At 52.4% G+C, this 18933-nt stretch carries 12 protein-coding genes; 8 read left to right on the forward strand and 4 right to left on the reverse strand.

Annotated elements, in window-relative coordinates:
- Window positions 1-38: 38 nt before the first annotated feature.
- Window positions 39-2336: a tetratricopeptide repeat protein gene (locus B9Z49_RS07415; RefSeq protein WP_158273439.1), complete on the reverse strand. Its 2298-nt coding sequence runs from the start codon at window positions 2334-2336 to the stop codon at window positions 39-41.
- Here B9Z49_RS07415 and B9Z49_RS07420 point away from each other — a divergent pair.
- Window positions 2298-3212, forward strand: a complete 915-nt coding sequence (locus B9Z49_RS07420) for a hypothetical protein (protein ID WP_158273440.1) — start codon at window positions 2298-2300, stop codon at window positions 3210-3212. The genes B9Z49_RS07415 and B9Z49_RS07420 overlap by 39 nt on opposite strands.
- Window positions 3213-3360: 148 nt before the next feature.
- On the opposite strand, the gene B9Z49_RS07425 is transcribed toward B9Z49_RS07420, so the two are convergent.
- Window positions 3361-4338 (reverse strand): acyltransferase, encoded by a 978-nt coding sequence (locus tag B9Z49_RS07425; protein ID WP_158273441.1) that lies wholly within the window; start codon window positions 4336-4338, stop codon window positions 3361-3363.
- A 187-nt stretch (window positions 4339-4525) separates the two neighbouring features.
- Between B9Z49_RS07425 and B9Z49_RS07430 the strand changes: the two genes are divergently transcribed.
- The 7 genes from B9Z49_RS07430 to B9Z49_RS21545 all read left to right on the forward strand — a co-directional run bounded on the left by B9Z49_RS07430 (window position 4526) and on the right by B9Z49_RS21545 (window position 17232).
- Window positions 4526-5716 carry a bifunctional 2-polyprenyl-6-hydroxyphenol methylase/3-demethylubiquinol 3-O-methyltransferase UbiG gene (locus B9Z49_RS07430; protein ID WP_158273442.1) on the forward strand — a complete coding sequence of 397 codons (1191 nt, stop codon included), beginning with the start codon at window positions 4526-4528 and terminating at the stop codon, window positions 5714-5716.
- Entirely contained in the window at window positions 5713-10284 is a 4572-nt protein-coding gene (locus B9Z49_RS07435) for a glycosyltransferase (RefSeq protein ID WP_108352782.1), read from the forward strand. Before B9Z49_RS07430 ends, B9Z49_RS07435 begins: the two co-directional genes overlap by 4 nt.
- A gap of 68 nt (window positions 10285-10352) precedes the next feature.
- The gene (locus tag B9Z49_RS07440; RefSeq protein WP_233254545.1) at window positions 10353-12257 is read left to right on the forward strand and encodes a glycosyltransferase; all 1905 of its coding nucleotides are present in this window, start codon (window positions 10353-10355) and stop codon (window positions 12255-12257) included.
- Window positions 12211-13977 carry a hypothetical protein gene (locus B9Z49_RS07445; protein ID WP_108352783.1) on the forward strand — a complete coding sequence of 589 codons (1767 nt, stop codon included), beginning with the start codon at window positions 12211-12213 and terminating at the stop codon, window positions 13975-13977. Before B9Z49_RS07440 ends, B9Z49_RS07445 begins: the two co-directional genes overlap by 47 nt.
- A gap of 71 nt (window positions 13978-14048) precedes the next feature.
- Complete coding sequence (locus B9Z49_RS07450; RefSeq protein WP_158273443.1) at window positions 14049-15749, forward strand: tetratricopeptide repeat protein; 1701 nt, start codon at window positions 14049-14051, stop codon at window positions 15747-15749.
- Window positions 15746-16423: a glycosyltransferase gene (locus B9Z49_RS07455; protein ID WP_108352785.1), complete on the forward strand. Its 678-nt coding sequence runs from the start codon at window positions 15746-15748 to the stop codon at window positions 16421-16423. Before B9Z49_RS07450 ends, B9Z49_RS07455 begins: the two co-directional genes overlap by 4 nt.
- An 86-nt stretch (window positions 16424-16509) precedes the next feature.
- A complete protein-coding gene (locus B9Z49_RS21545) occupies window positions 16510-17232 on the forward strand; it encodes a hypothetical protein (protein ID WP_146188493.1) in 723 nt (240 codons plus the stop codon).
- 37 nt (window positions 17233-17269) lie between these two features.
- Here B9Z49_RS21545 and B9Z49_RS07460 read toward each other — a convergent pair whose 3' ends face one another.
- Window positions 17270-18016 carry a class I SAM-dependent methyltransferase gene (locus B9Z49_RS07460; protein ID WP_108352786.1) on the reverse strand — a complete coding sequence of 249 codons (747 nt, stop codon included), beginning with the start codon at window positions 18014-18016 and terminating at the stop codon, window positions 17270-17272.
- 15 nt (window positions 18017-18031) lie between these two features.
- Window positions 18032-18697 (reverse strand): glycosyltransferase family 4 protein, encoded by a 666-nt coding sequence (locus B9Z49_RS07465; RefSeq protein WP_146188494.1) that lies wholly within the window; start codon window positions 18695-18697, stop codon window positions 18032-18034.
- Window positions 18698-18933: the final 236 nt, after the last annotated feature.

The following is an 18933-nucleotide window of genomic DNA, read 5'->3' on the forward strand; positions in this document are numbered from 1 at the left end:
ACCAGGGTGCATTTGCGTCGGATCAAACACTGTTAAAGCTACGGCATGGCCTGCATGTGAGACATGTCGATGGCTTGGGGAGGCAGGCCTTGGTGCTGCCTTTGGTGAGCCAACAGCAGGGCGGCTTCGTAACGCGAGACAAAAACTGGGGTGTCGAACAAAGGCATTCGCAGCCGCTGCGCTGCGAGCCGGTCCTTGAATTGCGCCAACTCGCCGGGGGTAGTGGCCAAGCGGATGGCCAACTGCTCGTAGCCAGGCACATCTTCAGCGACCAACTCGGGCAATCCGACGGCGTGCAATAAACTGGCGGCCATGCGACCCGCAAAGGCTTGCCCAGCAATAGTGATAACGGGCAAGCCAGCCCATAATGCATCACTGGCGGTGGTGCCTGCATTGAACGGGCTGCTGTCCAGAAAGAGGTCGGCAACCCGGAACCGCGCGAGATAGTCAGGCGTTGGCACTTTGGGGCAAAAAATAAGGCGGTCAGGGTCCAGCCCTTGAGCCCTGGCGTGTTGCTTGAGGTTGATCTCGGTCTGGTCGTGGAATTTGACCAGCAGCAAGCTGCTGGCTGGGCAGGCCTGAAGAATACGCAACCAAGTGTTGAACATGGCCGGGGTGATTTTGTAACTGGAATTGAAGCAACAGAAAACAAAGTGTCCGTCTGGGATGCCGAGCTCGTCGCGCGTGAACACGCGGTCTGAAATCGGGCGCTGTCGGTCATTGACCTGAAAGCAAGGCAGCGAGATGACTTTTTCCGAGAAACTGGTGTGCCCCGAATCGGGGGTGATCACGGGATCCCCGATCACGTAGTCGATTTGCGGATGCCCAAGTGTGCCTGGAAAACCCAGGTAATTGATTTGAACGGGGGCCACGCGGCGGGCAAATAGACCCGTACGATTGTCGGCGGTATAGCCTGCCAGATCCACGGCCAAGTCTATTGGCAGTGATCGAGCAAGCTGCACGATTTGTCCATCATCCAAATGGGCGACATCATGGAATTGGTCAAAGGATTGGCGCAAGCGCTCTTGCATCCGGTCACGGGTTGGCTCGCCAAAATTGAAGGCGATGACTTCAAATTGACGGCGATCGTGCAGCTCAAACAGTTCGGCCGTGAGGTAGGCCACGGCGTGCTCGCGGAAGTCGCGTGAAAAATATCCGATGCGCAGACGAGCGTCGCTGTGGGTTCGGCTCTTAAGGGGCGTTTCGATGACGTGTCCCTGAGTATCTTTATAGTGGGCTTGCGCGGCTTGGAGTTGTAACTCGGGTTCGCCGCAAATGGCCAAGACTTGTAAGGGCTGCATGGGGCAGTGGCCTCGCTTGATTTGAGCAATGACCTGGCGTTGAATGTCGTCGAAGTCGGTCCAATCGCAAACGTTGAGCTGGGCCGTCAGTTGCATGAAAAGCGACAGTGTCTTGTCTTCAGAGGTCCGCACGGCCTCCCTGAATTGGGTGATGGCGGCCGGGTATTGCTGCAGCTCGCACAGAGCACTGCCAGCGTTGTGCCAGGCTTCACTCAAGCTCGGGTCAAGCGACGTGGCGCGGTCAAAGCTTTCGATCGCCCCGTAGTACTGCCCAAGACCCAGGTGTGACAGGCCTTTTTGGCTGCAGACCTTGGCTTGCCGTGGATCTAGGGCCAGCGATGCATTGAAAAAAGCAATGGAAGCCTCGTATTGCTGACGACTGTGCGCGAGTATGCCCATTAATGCCAGCTGGGAGGGCTGGGGTGGGGTTGGAGACGCACCAAGAAACGAGCGCAATAACCGGGAGTGCGTTTGGTACAAACGATCTACTTCTTGCAACGCTTGCTTGATGGCTGCATGACCCGGGGCTTGTTGCGCCAACTGGGCCAGCCGCAAGCGGGCTGGCTCAAACTGAGCAAGCTGAGCTTGGGTTATGGCCAGCTCCAAGTGGGCTTCGAGGGACTGCGGCTGTATTTGTAGGGCACGCGCCAGACTGGCCATGGCGCTGTAAGGTCGTTCTGATTGGCGAAGAGCCTGGGCTTGCCCAAGCAGAGCTTGTACATACTCTGGCTGGTGCTGCAAGGCTTGGTCAAAGTGGTCAAGTGCGTCGTCGTAGCGCTGCTGCGTTAAATAGGCATTGGCCAAGTTGAAATGGGCCTTGGGATTGGCCGGTTGCAGCTGAAGGGCCCGAACAATCAGCTCGATGCCGGTGTCTTGCTGCCCCCACTGCAAACATATAACGCCCCGCAGGTGCAGGGCTTGGGCATGCTGCGGGTCAGACACGCCAACTTGTTCGTACAAATCATGGGCTAGGGCCAATTGCGCCAGGTGGTGCGCTTGCAGCGCTTGGTCAAACAGGGAGGTCGCTGTGTTCATGGCGCTGAAAAAAAGATTGTTTATCGATTTTGTTTGCATATTATGAAGTTTGACATTATTGTCCATGATCAACACATCAATAAAACCATGTCCAAACGTACCCTCATCCTAGGGCTTTTGACTTTGACCTTGCTCGCGGCTTGCGGAGGCGGAGGCGGAGGCGGAGGCGGAGTCGGCTCTGTTGATCAGTCGTCCGCCATAGGTGGCAGCACCGAAATCAAGGGGCCGCAAAACGCCGAAGGCTATTGGTCGGGCACCGCAGCGACAGGCACCTCTGTCCATTTGGCCATATTGGAAAACGGTGAGAGCTGGGGCATTTACACCTCGACGCAGGGCACTTTCGTCTCGGGCGCACTTCAGGGGCAAACCCAAACGGATGGCGCTGAAATGACGGGATCAGGTCGAAGTTACAGCTTTACCACAGAGGGCTTTTCGACGGGAACGCTCAAGGCCCAAGTTAAACCCCAAAGTACGCTGGTGACAAACAGTCTGGCGGGCTTTTCCGCTACGCTGACCTACAACGCGGGATACGATGCGCGGGCCACCCTGTCGGACCTGACAGGCCGATACTTGATTTTCGGACGTTCTGATCGGGACATCATCATTCCTAACCATGTGGACATCAACATGCAAGGTGTGTTTTCTAATCTTGAGAATGGTTGCACGCGGGTTGGGCAATTGACGCCCCGTGCCAGTGGTAAGAATATTTTTAATATGACGGTAACGTTCAGTGGCGCTTGCACCTCGTTTGCCAACGGCACCCGCTTACAGGGCATTGCTTTTTTGGACAAATCGGTTACCCCATATAGGTTGCGCAGCCTGAGCCTTAACGCTGAGAGATCCAGCGGTATGGTCATCATTGGCACCAAGCAGTAGCCTGGAGCAAGTTCAAGCGAGCAGAGATGAAGAGGCTAAATTGATTGCGCCTGATTTGTTTGTCTGATTGTCCTTCGGGTGCACCGCTGTTGTGTGACCAGTCAAAGCAAAAAACCACGCCATCCTTGGGTTAAGGCTGTAAAAAAAGCTAGGGCTTGACTAACAAGCGACGGCGCTTGAAGCGTTTCTCGAGAGGCCGATCGAGCACCACCACCACCAGCAAGGACAAAGCCAGCGTGCTGACCAGTCCAGCCAGCATGAAGCCCAGGTTGCGCTGCATTCCAAACAACCCGAACCACCACAGGGCCATGACCGTATGGAAGAGGTAAACAGGGTAAGAAAGATCGCCCAACCAACGGTCGAGAGCGTGGGATTTGCGCTCCGCAAAAGACACCATTACCCAAGCCGTCAGCAGAAGCGAAAAATACAAACCCCAGGTCCAAGGCCACTGGTCCCAGCGTAGCCATAACAGGCAATGCGCCAGCCAGGTCATGCTGCTCAGCCAAGGTGCGCGCAAGCGCTGCAGGTAAGCCCGGTAATGGGCGACCAAGGCGCCAATAGCAAAGGCCATGAAACAGGTCAGAAACAGAGAATAGCGAACAGCAAATGTTGGTGTCTCTATGCCGTGTTGCCAATTGAGCATGGCGCTGAGGATCAACGCCAGCCATGCCACTGAGGGACCTCTGGCCATGAGGGGGATCAGCAGGTACACCCCGACCTCGATCCCAAGTGCACCCGATACGGGCACCAAAAGATTGCCTGCGCCCCAGATCGGTAACAAAGTGATATTGGTAGCCCAGTCGCGCCAGTGCTGTGGCAGGACGAATTGACCATTGAGCATCGATGGATTGACACCCTGAAGGGGCATGACCAACAGGGCAACATAGCCCAAGAGACAAGCTAAATAGTAGGCGGGATAAATGCGCAGAAATCGATTGAAAGCGTAATCACGCAGGCCACCCCATCCTTCGTTGTAACGCGTCTGGAAGCCCAATGTCATGAGATAGCCGCTGATCAGGAAAAAGCCCCATACCGCGTAAGCGGCTGGGCCATGGATCATGCCATCCCACAAATGTGAAACCGCGACCAACAGTGCTAGAAAAAAGCGCCAAAATCCCAATGCCATATTCATCCTCTTGTGAAATCATACTTGGGCATGACCGCATAACCGACCAGAGACGCATTGATTAGAGCGAAAACATTGCCAATGCTGCGTGGGAGGCCCTTAACTGCCCCACAGCTTGGACGGGGTGAGTAAAATGAATGGCTAAGTCACCTTCCTTTAGCAGAACCATTCATCAATGTTTAACCCAATGGAACTGCCTTCTACACAATCCTTAATGCCTGTGGTGGTGAGATTTGAGCGATTGGCAGCGCAAATTCCACCGTTTCATTTGTATTTTGACGATCGTCTGCAGGCGCAAGACTGCTTGATCGCTGGCAATACTCTGACGCTTTCGACGTGTTGGCAAGAGATCCAGGCTGTTTTTTTGCCGTTCAAGGTGATTGAAAAATTCGTCAACCATTTGATGGCCTATAAGCCGGATGCTGTGGTGTTCGAGTGCTTGTGTGGCGCCACTTTGGACCTGATTCGTGTCACCCTGGCGATGGGGGTGGCCATGCGTGTTGAGTCAGAACAGGACCCGTTGGCTCCGACGGATGAGCACGCTCAACGCTGGCTTTCTTCTTTGAAGAATATTTCGACCGAGAAGCGCCAATCGGGTCAAAAAAATGAATGGAATTATGGGGTCTATGCCCTGGGCATGCGCGACCACAATCTATTGCTTCGCATGCAACAACAACATGTCGCCTACTTTGAGCAGTCGAAAAAAATTCTTGATGTGGGATGCGGCACTGGAGTCATGCTGGAGGCTTTGTGCCGCGCAGGCTTGCATGCGCAGGGTGTTGAACGTGACCCAGCAGCTGTTCGCTTTGCCCGTAGCTTGGGGCATCAGGTGCATCATGCGGACGCGCTAGACTTTCTCGAGCAATCCAGCGCCATTTACGATGCACTTTATTGCTCACATTTTGTTGAGCATCTTCCAATGAGTGCTGTGGATCGGCTGGTCGGATTGTGTGCACAAGCGCTGTTGCCAGGCGGTCTTGCCGTTTTTACTTTTCCAGATCCGGAATCGATACGCAGTCAACTGCTTGGCTTTTGGCGTGATCCAGAGCATGTCCGTTTTTATCACCCTGCACTCATTGCTGGCGTGGCGCAAGTTCATGGCCTGAGCCTAGAGTACAACAGCCAAGATATTCCTTCGCGCTGTGTGGGACACTTCGAAATGACGCCACCAACCTTGGTTGCCGAAGCAATTCAAAAGCCGCTTACTTTATGGCAATCATTGCTCAAGCAGCTTGGTTTGAAAACAGCCGATGACTTGCAGGCGTTGCAAGCACAAGTGGCGCATCAGCAAAAACTCATTGAGCAGTTATGGCAAGTCAATCAAACATGGGCCTGGGAAGATAACGTGGTTCTGATTTTTCGCAAGCACGCAGCATGATCGACATCATTATTCCAGTCTATAACGCGCATCATGAAGCAAAGGCTTGCCTTGAGAGCGTGCTTAAAAATACACGTGGTGGCACGGCCCGCATTACGCTCATTGATGATGCTTCAACTGATCAACGGATCAACGATTGGTTGCTGGAGCTTGAAAAATTAACAGATGCCCCGTTGCCCTTGATTGTTTTGCGCAACATGGAAAATCTTGGCTTTGTCGGAACTGTCAACCGTGCAATGGCACTCAGCCATCATGATGTTGTACTTCTTAATTCCGATACCTTGGTCACCCCTGGGTGGCTTGAGCGGCTAGTAGAGTGTGCTGATAACGATCCGCAAACAGCCACAGTGACGCCGTTTTCAAACAATGCTGAAATTTGCTCCTATCCACAACTCTGTGGCAATACACCTGCGAATGCCTTTGACGTCAACAGCCTTGTTCAGGCGCTTGTTGAGGCCCACGATGGACACTGTCCAATCATTCCAACGGCCATAGGCTTTTGCATGTTGATCAGGAGGCGTGCGCTGGATCGTGTGGGGCTTTTTGATGCTGTACGTTTTGGGCGCGGGTATGGTGAAGAAAATGACTTTTGCATGCGAGTCCGTGCAGCCGGATTTATCAATCGCTTATGTCCCGCTGCATTTGTGATACACCATGGCGGCCGTTCGTTCTTGGACGATACAGCAGCACTTAAGCAACTTAACTTGGCACAGCTGACGGAACTGTATCCCGACTACAACAAAGAGATTGAAGAGTTCATCGCAAATGACCCTGTTGAGCCTGCTCGTGAACGCGTTGTTCAACACTTGCGTGCTCAAGGCAAGACGCCAATGGGGTACCCGTTGCCGCCAGCGGTGCTGTTCGTCACTCACGCCATGGGTGGCGGGATTGAAAAGCACATTCAGGACCTGATTGAGCTGGCGGGGCATGCCTTGCGCATTGAAATTTTGCGCCCGTTTGGCTCCAATGGTTTGAGTCTGGAAGATAGCAGTGGGCAAAGGATCGTTTGGAAACAATCTGATCGCAACAAGACGATCAATTTACTGCGTGACCGGCATTACCAGAGAATGCATTTGCACCACTGGCATGGACATCTGCCTGAAATTTTGCAATTGCACCGTCAGTTGTTGGTGCCTCTTGACATCACGATGCATGACTTTGGCCTTTATTGTCCGCGCAATAATCTTAGTCAAGACGATGTCAACTACTGTGGTGAACCGGAACTCGAAAAATGCGAGCAATGCATTCAACTGAGGCCCAACCCATGGCAATGGCGGGTGGAGGTTTGGCGAGAAGAGATGTACGCGCTACTTCGGCAAGCCGAACGTGTCATTGCGCCATCTCAGGCTGTAAGCAGCCGGATGCAAAAACATTTTCCTGACATCACATTTCAATTGATGGCGCATCCTCCTCGTCACGAATGGATCAGTCATGTTGGGTCCGGACCCTCACCTGTGAAAGTGTTGATTCCAGGGGGGCTTTCCGGCTTCAAAGGCTTGCATCGTGTGGTTGCAGCAGCCAAATGGGCTCAAAAACATGAGGTTGCGGTCTTCTTTACGATCGTTGGGTACACATCTGACGCTGTCCCCGTTTGGCCAGCCCTACCTCTGACCATTACCGGTGAATACCCGGACGCTCAACTACCTCATTTGCTGGATTTACAACGCGCTGATGTTTTGTGGGTTCCTGGCCAAGTTCCGGAAACTTGGTCTTATACGCTTGACGCAGCCCTGATGACGGGGTTGCCTATACTCGCGCAGGAATCATCTGGCGCAGTCTCTGAGCGTTTGCTGCAGAGCCAAGTTGTTCATCAACTGTACCCATCCAATGCCAACAGCGCAGAGATCCTCGATGCTTTGCTGGTTCTAGCTCACCCCAAACCCAAGATTGTCTCTGGGGATCATTTGCAATTCCAATTAAGCCGTCGTGATGCGTATCTGCGAGTTTGGCTAGGCTGGATTAAGAATTCAAGTGTTAATGTGGTTTGGACGCCATCACTGAAAAATCAGTCGGACGTCTCGGAAACCAGAGGTGTTATTGACGATAAAAATTTGTCTCTGCAAGTGCTCTTTTTACATGGAGTCGAATGTGGCCACCAGCAATCCCGTCAAGCATTGAAAGTACGATTGCGTGAAGTCGATGAGCTTTACGCTTCGTTACAAGATATCCAAGCTAGAGAAGGCAGACCATGGTTTGTAGTCATGGATCAGTTGCACGGGACAATCGGTGAACTCCAGCCCAAGATTGACGAACTCAATTCAGAGATTGACGAACTCAATTCAGAGATTGACGAACTCAATTCAAAGATTGACGAGCTTAAGTCGCTACAAGATCAAGTGGTGAAGGACTTTGATCATGAACGGCAAGCCTTGGTTCAGTTTTATGAGACGAGCCGATCATGGCGACTGACGGCTCCTTTTCGAGCTGTTGGGGGTCTTATTAGACAAATTTATTCAATGCTCAGAAAAATACAGCAAATTATCCAGAGAGGTACTCGTCAATGGCCGATGGCTTGGCGAATTCTGCTTACGCAAGGTGTGGCGGCATTGCTTTCTCGTATCCGCAGCAAATTGACACTGCCTGAGCCGCCTCAATTGCCGCTGGATGAACGTATTCCTCCATGGCGCAACACCATCGAGCCCTTGATATTGGGAACATGTTCGGTGGATGTTGTGCCGTTGGTGTCGATTGTGATTCCTGTTTATGGGCAACATCTTCATACTTACAACTGTCTCCATAGCTTGCAAGAATATACCCAGCTGGAGCGCGTCGAAATCATCATTACCGATGATGCTTCACCTGAGCCAGCTGAATCGGTTCTGAAATGTGTAAAAGGTGTCAGATGGATTCGTCAGGATCGCAATTCTGGATTCATTGGCAATTGCAATGCGGCTGCAAGACATGCACGCGGCCATTACCTTCTTTTGCTCAACAACGATGTGCAGGTAACACATGGTTGGCTGGATGCACTTCTTGCGGTTTTTTCCCAGCGCCCTGATGCGGGCATGGTAGGTGCGCGGTTGGTCTACCCTAACGGACAATTGCAGGAGGCGGGAGGCATTGTTTGGCAAGATGGCTCGGCCTGGAACTGGGGAAGACTTCAGGATCCTGAAAATCCTGCTTATCGTTACTTGCGGGCTGTGGACTATTGTTCTGGCGCCTGCTTAATTCTTCGGACATCAGAATGGGAACAACTCGGTGGCTTTGATTCCAGGTATGCACCCGCTTATTACGAAGATACTGATCTTGCCTCTCGGATTCGCGAGAGGGGTCAAAAGGTCTACTACCAACCTGAAGCACTGATCGTGCATCACGAAGGCATTACTTCTGGCACCGATGTCGGACAGGGCATCAAACGTCACCAAGTTCTCAACCAAAAAATATTCTATGAACGTTGGAAAACCACTCTTGAGGCACATCGCCCCAACGGTGACAATCCAAACCGAGAGATCAATCGTGATGCCCGTGGAAGGGTGCTGGTTGTGGATGCTTGTATTGTTCGACCAGACACTGACTCGGGTTCTGTAAGGATGCGCGCCATTCTTGATGTCATGGTGGGCATGGGCTTACATGTGACCTTTGTTGCTGATAACTTGGAATATCAGCAACCCTATGCTAAAGATTTGCAGCAACTCGGTGTTGAATTTTGGCATGGCCCCCACATTCAATCTGTCACAGAATTACTTAAACAAAATGGTGCGTCTTATGACGTTGTCGTATTGTGTCGTCACTACATAGCGCATCCTCTGTTGAAAGCCGTGAAAATGTTCGCACCGCAGGCTCGCTTATGGTTCGATACCGTCGATTTGCACTATTTGCGCGAAGAGAGAATGGCCCAATTAGAAGGGTCTGAGAAACTCGCTGAGATGGCTGCCGCCACCAAGCGACAGGAACTTTTGGTCATGAGAAGCAGTGATGTCACACTCGTTGTCAGTCCTGTGGAGAAAAACCTGCTCGCACTGGAATTACCCGATGCTCGGGTGGAAATCTTGTCCAATGTCCATGAACCTGTTGAGCATACGCAGGCCTCAGATCAAAGACACCATCTTCTTTTTGTGGGGGGGTTTCAGCACTTGCCCAACGTGGATGCCGTTGAGTGGTTCTTGAAGGAAGTTTGGCCCATCGTGCATGCCGAAGTTCCCGAGATGAGGGTACGCATCGTTGGCAGCAAGATGCCTGTTAAATTGCAAAACTTCGATGCTCCTGGTGTTGAGATGCTGGGATTCGTCCAAGATTTAGACGATCTGTTGTCGCAAAGCCGGATTTCGATTGCGCCATTGCGCTACGGCGCGGGTGTCAAAGGAAAAATCAATCAAGCCATGGCTCATGGGTTACCTGTGGTTGCGACCTCCATGGCGGTTGAAGGTATGGACTTGTTACACGAAAAACACGTTCTGGTGGCCGATACCCCTCAGGATTTCGCACGTGAGCTCTTGCGGCTTTACAGCGATGAGACCCTTTGGAACTCTTTGGTCATCAACGGCAAGGACAATATTCGCCGAACTTTTTCAAGAGATGTGGCCAAACAAACGCTCAATAAATTGCTGGTTTTTCCTGTTTCGTCCTGAAACCAGATTTCCAATCTATATCAAAAGCCATTTCTTTGGTAAATCACGCCATCAGTTAGCATCTTCGTATGACCGTGCGCGTGCTCCATGTTGGCAAGTTTTTTCCACCCGATCGGGGGGGCATGGAGTCGTTTTTGGCCGAATTGGTGCTGGCCCAGCAGGCACAAGGCCTGGAGGTGTCGGCTTTGGTGCACGGCCAGCCTTTGGCCCATGACCCCGATTGGCTGGTGCGCGTGCCAGTGCAGTTGAGCCTGGTGTACACGCCGATCGCCTTGGGCTTCAGGGGGGCGCTGGCGCAGGCCATTGAGCGTTTTCAGCCCGATGTGCTGCACCTGCACATGCCCAACGTGGCGGTGTTTTGGGCCTTGACCTTGGCGTCGGCCCGGCGCACTTCGTGGGTGGTGCATTGGCATTCGGATGTGGTGGTGTCGGCCCAAAGCCCGCGTGCCTTGCGTTTGGCCTATGTGGCCTACCGGCCCTTTGAGCAAGCCGTGTTGGAGCATGCTGACCGCATTGTGGCCACGTCGCAAACTTATTTGGAAGCCAGCGAGCCTTTGGCCGAGTGGCATTACAAGTGCTCGGCTGTGCCTTTGGGCATCAAGACCGATCTGCAAGCGCTGCCCCTCAAGCCCGAAGCACTGCCTTGGCAAGGCGACTCAGTGCGCTTGTTGTCGGTGGGGCGGCTGGCGCATTACAAGGGCTTTGAGACCTTGGTGCGGGCGGTGGCCGCCAGCGAGGGGGTGCAGTTGGTGATTGCCGGGCAAGGCGAGGCCATGGCCAAGCTGATGGCTCTGGTGGCAACGCTCACGCCAGCAGGGCAAGTGCCGCGCATCCATTTGCTGGGCGAGGTGAGCGAGGGGCTCAAGCACCAGTTACTGGATTCGTGTGAAGCGTTTTGCCTGGCTTCGCGTGAGCGTACCGAGGCGTTTGGCGTGGTGCTTTTAGAGGCCATGGCCCATGCCAAGCCCTGTCTGGTGGCCAATTTGCAGGGTTCGGGCATGCCTTGGGTGGTGCAAATGGCGGGTGCGGGGCTTAGCCATATTCGGGTGGACGATGTGCAGTCTTGGGTGGCGGTGTTGTCGGGCTTGCCCGCGCAGAGGCCGCAGTTGAAGGCGTGGGGTGCGCAAGGGCGTCAGGGCTTGGAGTCGCATTTTTCGATCGACACCTGTGCCCAGGCCATTCGGGGCGAATACGCTTTGGGCGCTCTGGCCAGCCGGGTGCACGACGCTTACCGCCTGGCGCTGCCTGACCCGCTCATGGCCCCCGAAAAAAGCGATGTGCTGGTGGTGATTCCGGCCAAAAACGAGGCGGCCACTATCGCCCAGGTGGTGGCCGATGTACGCGCGGCTGGCTGGCAGCATGTGTTGGTGGTGGACGACCACAGCAGTGACGAGACGGGGGCTTTGGCGCGCAGCGCCGGAGCGCAGGTGGCGCGCCCGGTGTTGCCCCTGGGGGCCTGGGGCGGCATGCAGCTGGGCATTCGCCATGCGCTGGCGCAGGGCTTTCATGCGGTGATCACCATGGACGCCGATGGGCAGCACGAGGTGAAGGAGCTGCCCGCCTTGCTGGCCCGCGCCGACCAGGCCGATGTGGTCATCGGAGCCCACCCCCAACGAGTGAGCCCGCTGCGCAAACTGGCTTGGCGTTGGTTCAAGGCGATTTCGGGTTTTGAGTTCCAGGACCTGACGTCGGGCTTTCGCTATTACAACCGCCAGGCCATGCAGGTGTTGGCTGGCAGCGAGGCGACGCTGCTCGACTACCAAGATGTGGGGGTGCTGATGCTGCTGCGACATGCACAGTTGCGCATCACCGAGGTGCCGGTTCACATGAACACGCGTTTGTCCGGCCACTCGCGCATTTTTTATTCGTGGTTCAGTGTCTTGCGCTACATGGCGGTGACCACTTTGTTGTGTCTGGCCAGCTGGAATGCCCACTCCAAAAAACCCGTTTTACCGCCGCAGCGCAGCGATTGAGCGTCTGGGTCGGGCCATCGGCCACATGGGCCTCGCCATTCAGCGCTTGGTTTGGGTGTGGCTGGCACTCCTGCTGGTAAGCTGGTCGTTCGGTGCGGGGGCAGAACCCCCGCCGAAACCCCAGACCTTGACGCCTTTGCCCTGGGTGCAGGCGGTGTTGGCGCAGCCCGAGCAAGCAACCATTTTGGCCCGTGAGGCGCTGCACAGCGCCCGCTTGTCCGCGCAAGACCCGCTGCTGGCCTGGCAAACATTGGCACGTTGGACCTTGGGCCCGCAGACCCCGGACCTGGGCAAGCCGGTGTTCAACGGCGCTGATCCTTTGCCGGACGCTTTGTTGCGCTTGGCCCGTGCCAGCGGCAGTGGGTTGATGGTGGCGCCGTCGAGGCGGGATTTGCCCGAGCCCTTGCGTTCGGCGTGGGCACAACAAATCGAGGCAGTAGTGGTGGCACGCCAAGCGCTGGACGAGGCCTTGGCAGAGCTGGGCCCTGAGCTTTTGCGGCTCGATGACAGCTTGCGGGCGGTGCTGTTGCGACAGGCTTTGCGGGGGGACTTCAGAGATGACGATGCGGTGGATGTGCGCCACTGGCTGGGGCGGGTCAACCAAGTGGCTTTGGCGCGGGGCATGGCGGTGTTGCTGCAGGCAGCGGACCACTTGCAGCGCACCGTGGCACTGCGCGCGTGGCCAGCATTGGTGTGGCAGCACCGCACGCCTTGGGGTCTGGTGCGACTGGACACGACACGCAAGTCAGGGCGGCACCTGGTGCAAGACCCTTTGTTGTGGGTGAGTCTGGGGGGCGATGACCATTACCGTTTCAGGCCCCGATCGGTACACAACCCGGTCAGTGTGTTCATGGATTTGCGGGGGAACGACACCTACATCAGCGAGCACGAGGGGGCCGACCCGTCGGTGGGATTTTTGGGTCTAGGCCTGTTGTGGGACGGGGATGGACGCAATCAATACAGCGGCACCTGGCTGGCGCAGGGGGCGGTCTTGATGGGTGCGGGTGTGTTGATAGATGCCTCTCACACTGGCGCTGCGGGCAGCCAGATGGAGGCCATTGGCCATGCCCAGGCCTTTGCGCTGGATGGGCTGGCGTTGCTGATGGCAGGGGACGGCGACGATGCCATGACGGCTTTGACACATGCACAAGGCAGCGCAGGACCGCTGGGGGCGGCCTGGCTGATCAACACGGCGGGCAATGACCGCTATGTTTTGGGCAATGCGCGCGTGGTTCAAGCTTCGTCACAACTGCCAGATCGAAATGCCTCCATGGGCCAAGGCGCTGGCCGGGGCTGGCGAGGTCGCGACGGCGCCGCTGACACGCCTGGGGGCCTGGGCCTGTTGGTGGATCTGGCGGGCGATGACCACTACACGGCGCAAGTGTTTGCGCAAGGGGTGGGCTTTCAGCAGGGCATGGGGGTGCTGGTGGACGCCGGTGGCAACAACCACCACACAGCCGCTTGGTACGCCCTGGGCGCGGCCGCGCACCAGGCGGTGGGGGTGTTTTGGGCCAGTGGGCTGGGCGATGATGTGTACAGCCTTAGCCACGCCAGCGGCTTGGGGGCGGCCACAGATCGGTCGCTGGGGTGGTTTGAGGATCTTGGGGGCGATGACCGCCTGCCGGTGGTCCCATTCAGTCAAGGACAGGCCGCTGAGGGCAGTGTGGCCAGATGCAAAACACGGCCACAAGGCGCTGGCTCTGTGGCTTGTTCAAGATAAAAACTGGCCGGGTGCGGGCTGAGTGCCCACGTTTCGCTAAACTTGAGCTTTTGGCTACAGCCGGACCCCTTGTGAAAATTTTGATCCAGTCCATTCCCCAAGTCATGCAAAAGGCCATGGCCCATCATCGCCAGCATGAGTTGCAAGAGGCCCTTGACCTCTATGCGCAAGTCATTGAAGCCGAACCTAAAAATTTTGACGCTTTGTATTTGGCCGGCGTATTGCTGGCACAAGATAAGTTGTACGGTCATGCCCTTTCATTATTTGACCGTGCCATGGCCATCAAGTCCAATCACTATGAGTTGCAATACAACCGGGCCAATGCATTGTTTGGTCTAGATCGGTACAAAGAAGCTTTGCAAGGCTACAGCCGCGCTATCGAACTCAAGCCCAATTACGCATTGGCTTTTCTGGGTCAAAGCAATGTGCTGTCCCAGCTGGCGGCGCATGATCATGCTGCCACCTGTATCGACTGCGCGATCCGATTGATGCCCGATTATGAGTTGTTGTTTTTTAACCGCGGTAACATCATGGAAACATTGGGCAAAAGGGACGAGGCGATCAGAAGTTTTGATCGTGCGATTGAATTGCAGCCCAACTATTCTCAGGCATTACTCAATAGGGCTAATTTGTTTGGACTTTCCAAACGTTATGAAGAGGCTAAGAAGGAATATGCAAAAGTCATTGACTTGTTACCCAGTGAGCCTGAAGCGTATATAAACCTTGCAACCACGCATCTAATTTTGAGAGATTTTGCTAGTTCAATTCAAACCTATCTGTTGGCGGTTGAAGTTGCACCGCAAAATGCAGAAGTCCACTATGGATTTAGCCATTGTCTTTTGCAGGCTGGTCAATTCGAGCGTGCTTGGGATGAGTACACGTGGCGTTGGGAGAGTAATAGTTTTGAGAGGCGTCCTAAACTGACCACCATTCGGCCAAAGTGGTCGCCTGAGAAAAAATCAGACCACTTGCTGATCTGGGCAGAGCAAGGGGTCGGTGATGAGGTTTTCTGGGGTGCACATTTCAAGGCAGCGCAAAAACTGGCCACAAAGATTACTGTACAGACAGACCCTAGGTTGATCAAGCTCTTCAGCCGTGCCCTGCCCAACATCGAGTTCGTGTCATCCGAGGAGCGCTTGCCACAATCAGCCTACGATTCCCATTTGCCCATGGGTGATTTGGGTCAGGCGCTAAAGCTCACTGCCGAGTCTGTCCAGAAATTTGCCGGCCCATACCTCAAAGCCAATTCGGCAATGGCCAAGAAAATTCGATCGGTGTTGTGCCCTAAAGGCAAAAAGCTCTGCGGTGTATCCTGGCAAAGTAAAAACAAGGACATGGGTTCCAAGAAAAGCATGCGTTTGCAAGACTTGTTGCCTTTACTGCAGCAACCGGGCATGGTCTTCGTCAATTTGCAATATGGCGACGTGGCACAAGAAATTGCTGAACTTAAGGCTGAGCATGGCATTGAGATCTTGCAGTACAGCGAGGTGGACAACCTCAATGATCTGGAAGGCTTGGTCAACCTGATTGAAGCCTGTGACCTGGTATTGACCACCAGCAACTCCACGGCCCATTTGGCCGGGGCGTTGAACAAGGAAACCTTCAACCTCGTGTCTTTTGGTGTTGCGCGTATTTGGTATTGGCTCAACGAAGTCAACGGCCGCAGCTTGTGGTACCCCTCGGTCAAGCTGGTGGAGCAAGAGCGCGGAGACGCCGACTGGTCTGCCGCTGTCACCCGTGCGGTCAAACATTTCTCTGGTTTGGTGGCATGAAGCCGATCCCATTGGTGGTGGGCTTTGATCAGCGTGAAGCTGTGGCCTACCATGTGTTTTGCCAAAGTGTTCTTGAAAAGGCCTCGCGCCCAGTGCAGTTCACTCCACTGGCTATCAACGCGCTCAAGTTCTACACTGAGACCCACACCGATGGCAGCAACCGCTTCATTTACTCGCGCTTTTTGACGCCCTACCTGTGTGGATTTGAAGGGCCAGCGATTTTTGCCGATGGCGACATGGTCTGTCACGCTGACATTGCCGAGTTGATGGACTTGTTTGACCCCAGCCTGGCAGTGCAGGTGGTGATGCACGATTACAAAACCAAAGCCAGCATCAAATACCTGGGCAACAAAAATCAAGATTACCCACGTAAAAATTGGTCAAGTGTCATTCTGTGGAACTGCAGCCACCCTGCCAACCGAGTGCTGACGCCTGAGTTCATTCAGGACAAGCCCGGTTCTTATTTGCACAGGTTTTCTTGGCTGGATGATGCGCAAATAGGGACTTTGCCCAAAGAATGGAATTGGTTGGCCACCGAGTACGAAGACAACCCGCAAGCCAAGTTGGTGCACTACACCCTGGGATCGCCATGTTTTAAAGACTTCAGTCACGCACCTATGGCCAATGGTTGGTGGGATGCGCATCGATCTAGCCAAGATGGTATGGGTATTTGAAGAGTTTTACCTAAACGCCCTGAAAAATACCAGGTGGTAATTGTCCAGGGTTTTTGAAAGATATATATTTTATTGGGGTTTGAATAATGTCCCATCGTAAAATACTAATTGTTGTGTCTCATTATAGTTTGAGGCCAAAATCAATTCTTCAGGAATTAATAAATTCGTTGATTGACAATCGTTACGATATTGTTGTTGTCATTAATAATGACGATGTTGATTCGGTCAGTCATGATATTTTCTGTCCTGGAGTGGTGAGTATTAACCGGCCGAATACTGGAATGAATATTGGAGCTTGGGACTGTGCATTTCGTGAGTTTCCTGATTATAAATACTATATATTTTTGCAAGATGAATGCGTAATCAAAAATTTTTCGTTTATTGAAGCATATATTGCGCGACTTTCTGATGTGAATATAGGAGTGATTGGTGAGAGTATTAATACCAAATGGAATAAAGATTGGATTTTAATTTCAAATAGTGTTCTTAATTACGTTGTTGGTTTAAATAATCTTGGAAATAAGGTTGGAAGAGTTGAATTTTATTTATACATGATGAAAAAGTGGGGGATCGAGCCTGGTGTAACTGGACGACATCTGCGCGCTTTGGTTTGGGCTCTAAGGGGAGACGTCTTGTTGAAGATAAATGGTTTTCCAATTGGAATCTCAAAAGAAGAGTGCATCGCGGCTGAAATTGCTGTATCTAAGTCGGTTGAACAACTTGGATTGAGGGTGGAGCAAGTTGATGTTGATGCATTTCAATATATTCGGCATTCCGAATGGCGCAATGATGGTTCTTCAAAAATATAAATAACTTATAATTTAAAAAATGTAATTTTAAATTTTACTAATATGTCGCACAAATTAGAACTTGCTGACCCATATAGAGGTTTATGTTGTTTTTATCTAGTCGAACTGTTAAGTTGTTTAGTTTAATATCTAGATGGTTGTTTTCTAATAAGTGAGTTTGAGCTGCTTGCTGAATTTTTGATAGCGAGTGGTCTGGTCTAAAGGATGTTTTTAAGATTGTGTACCCCAGATCTTCAAGATAATTTGATAATGTTTTGAGTGAAAAAAATCGTACATGCGTTTCATCAAATAAACCGCTTGATGTATAATTAAATTCTCCTGAATTCACGGCATTTAAATAATTTAAGTTTTGCAAATTCGGAACGCTGATTAGTATGCATCCTTTCGTGGCTAGTTTTGATTTGAGTTGTGTTAACATTTTCCATGGATTGTAAATGTGCTCTAGCACATCGGAAAGTAATATCAACTCATATGAGTTCTTGTCTTGTGAAAGAAATTCCTCGGCAGATTTATGGAAAAATTTAAATTTGTTATTATTTTCGATTGAGGAGCAAATATCTACTCCGAAAATTTGATCATGTGGTATGTTTAATTTTTCAGAGAAAAAAGATAAATTTGTCCCATCTGCACACCCGAATTCAATAATGGAGTTGTATGAGCGGTTGGTTGGCAGGAGTGACAGTAAGTCTTGTCTTTGTTTGACAAAATACTTTTTTTGTAAATGAATTAATTCGCCATAGTCATTGAACTGACCTGATTTGTGTTTGGATTTATTTGTCAACATAATATATATTTTTATTTATGCAAGGGTATTTTGCCATTTCTGACCTAAGGACTGAAAAGAGTAGTTCATTGCAATATACCGCTGTGCAAGCTCAATTTGACTCTGATCAGACTGCGGATCCATGATCAATTGATCTCGCTGTGGACTTTGCAAATCGGTAACAAAATCACGGAATGGCAAATACGAAGGAATCAAGTCGACGAAAGTGGGCAAACCAAGAGTAAGTGCCGTTAACAGGCGATTGGAGCTGGCCCCTTTTTTTGCGGGACTGGAATCATCAACCGGGATGATGCACGCATCACATTGCGCCGCAGCTTTGGGCATTTCTTCGATGGACCAGAGCTTGAAAAGCAGCCGAACGGATGGACGCTGAGGCTGGGGACTTGATTGCAGCATCTGGCAACCCTGTTCAGTGCTCAGCACAAGCACTTCAAGAGGCATCGGTGGATGGAAAGTGTGCAAGAAGCGCTGCAAGGCTGCGATGTTGGAATGATGGCCAAACCACAACAAGCGTCGAGGCTTGTTGGGGGCGCTTTTGGGCGGCAGTGGCAGGTATTCGACGGCATCTTCAACAACGCATATTTTCTTTGAATAAACCGTCGAGATGCTTTTTTGGAGTTGGTGAGAAGAACACACCACTTGGTCGACACGCTCCAGGGCAATGCGATAAAAATCGCTCATGACGGTCTGGTGTTGGATGTGGTCGTCGGTGTAGTCCAGCACCACAGGACAGTCCAAATTGAAGATGACCTTCAGCCATTCGGTTTTTCTTTGTTCAATGTCATGAGCTCAGTAGTGTCCGGTTAAACCGGGTTAATTTGTAGAGAAAGCCAATACTGGCGTGGCCTAGCGGTCAATTTTATTTGGTGCCGATTTGAAACTCGTTTTCCCATTCCTGTGTAATTTCCAAGGCTCAA

The sequence above is a fragment of the Limnohabitans sp. 2KL-51 genome (assembly GCF_003063645.1).
Lineage (GTDB): Bacteria > Pseudomonadota > Gammaproteobacteria > Burkholderiales > Burkholderiaceae_C > Limnohabitans_A.

Coding starts and splice junctions, on each gene's coding strand:
- B9Z49_RS07415 (WP_158273439.1), bottom strand. CDS start 2,336: ATGAACACAGCGACCTCCCTGTTTGACCAAGCGCTGCAAGCGCACCAC.
- B9Z49_RS07425 (WP_158273441.1), bottom strand. CDS start 4,338: ATGGCATTGGGATTTTGGCGCTTTTTTCTAGCACTGTTGGTCGCGGTT.
- B9Z49_RS07430 (WP_158273442.1), top strand. CDS start 4,526: ATGGAACTGCCTTCTACACAATCCTTAATGCCTGTGGTGGTGAGATTT.
- B9Z49_RS07435 (WP_108352782.1), top strand. CDS start 5,713: ATGATCGACATCATTATTCCAGTCTATAACGCGCATCATGAAGCAAAG.
- B9Z49_RS07440 (WP_233254545.1), top strand. CDS start 10,353: ATGACCGTGCGCGTGCTCCATGTTGGCAAGTTTTTTCCACCCGATCGG.
- B9Z49_RS07445 (WP_108352783.1), top strand. CDS start 12,211: ATGCCCACTCCAAAAAACCCGTTTTACCGCCGCAGCGCAGCGATTGAG.
- B9Z49_RS07455 (WP_108352785.1), top strand. CDS start 15,746: ATGAAGCCGATCCCATTGGTGGTGGGCTTTGATCAGCGTGAAGCTGTG.
- B9Z49_RS21545 (WP_146188493.1), top strand. CDS start 16,510: ATGTCCCATCGTAAAATACTAATTGTTGTGTCTCATTATAGTTTGAGG.
- B9Z49_RS07460 (WP_108352786.1), bottom strand. CDS start 18,016: ATGTTGACAAATAAATCCAAACACAAATCAGGTCAGTTCAATGACTAT.
- B9Z49_RS07465 (WP_146188494.1), bottom strand. CDS start 18,697: ATGAGCGATTTTTATCGCATTGCCCTGGAGCGTGTCGACCAAGTGGTG.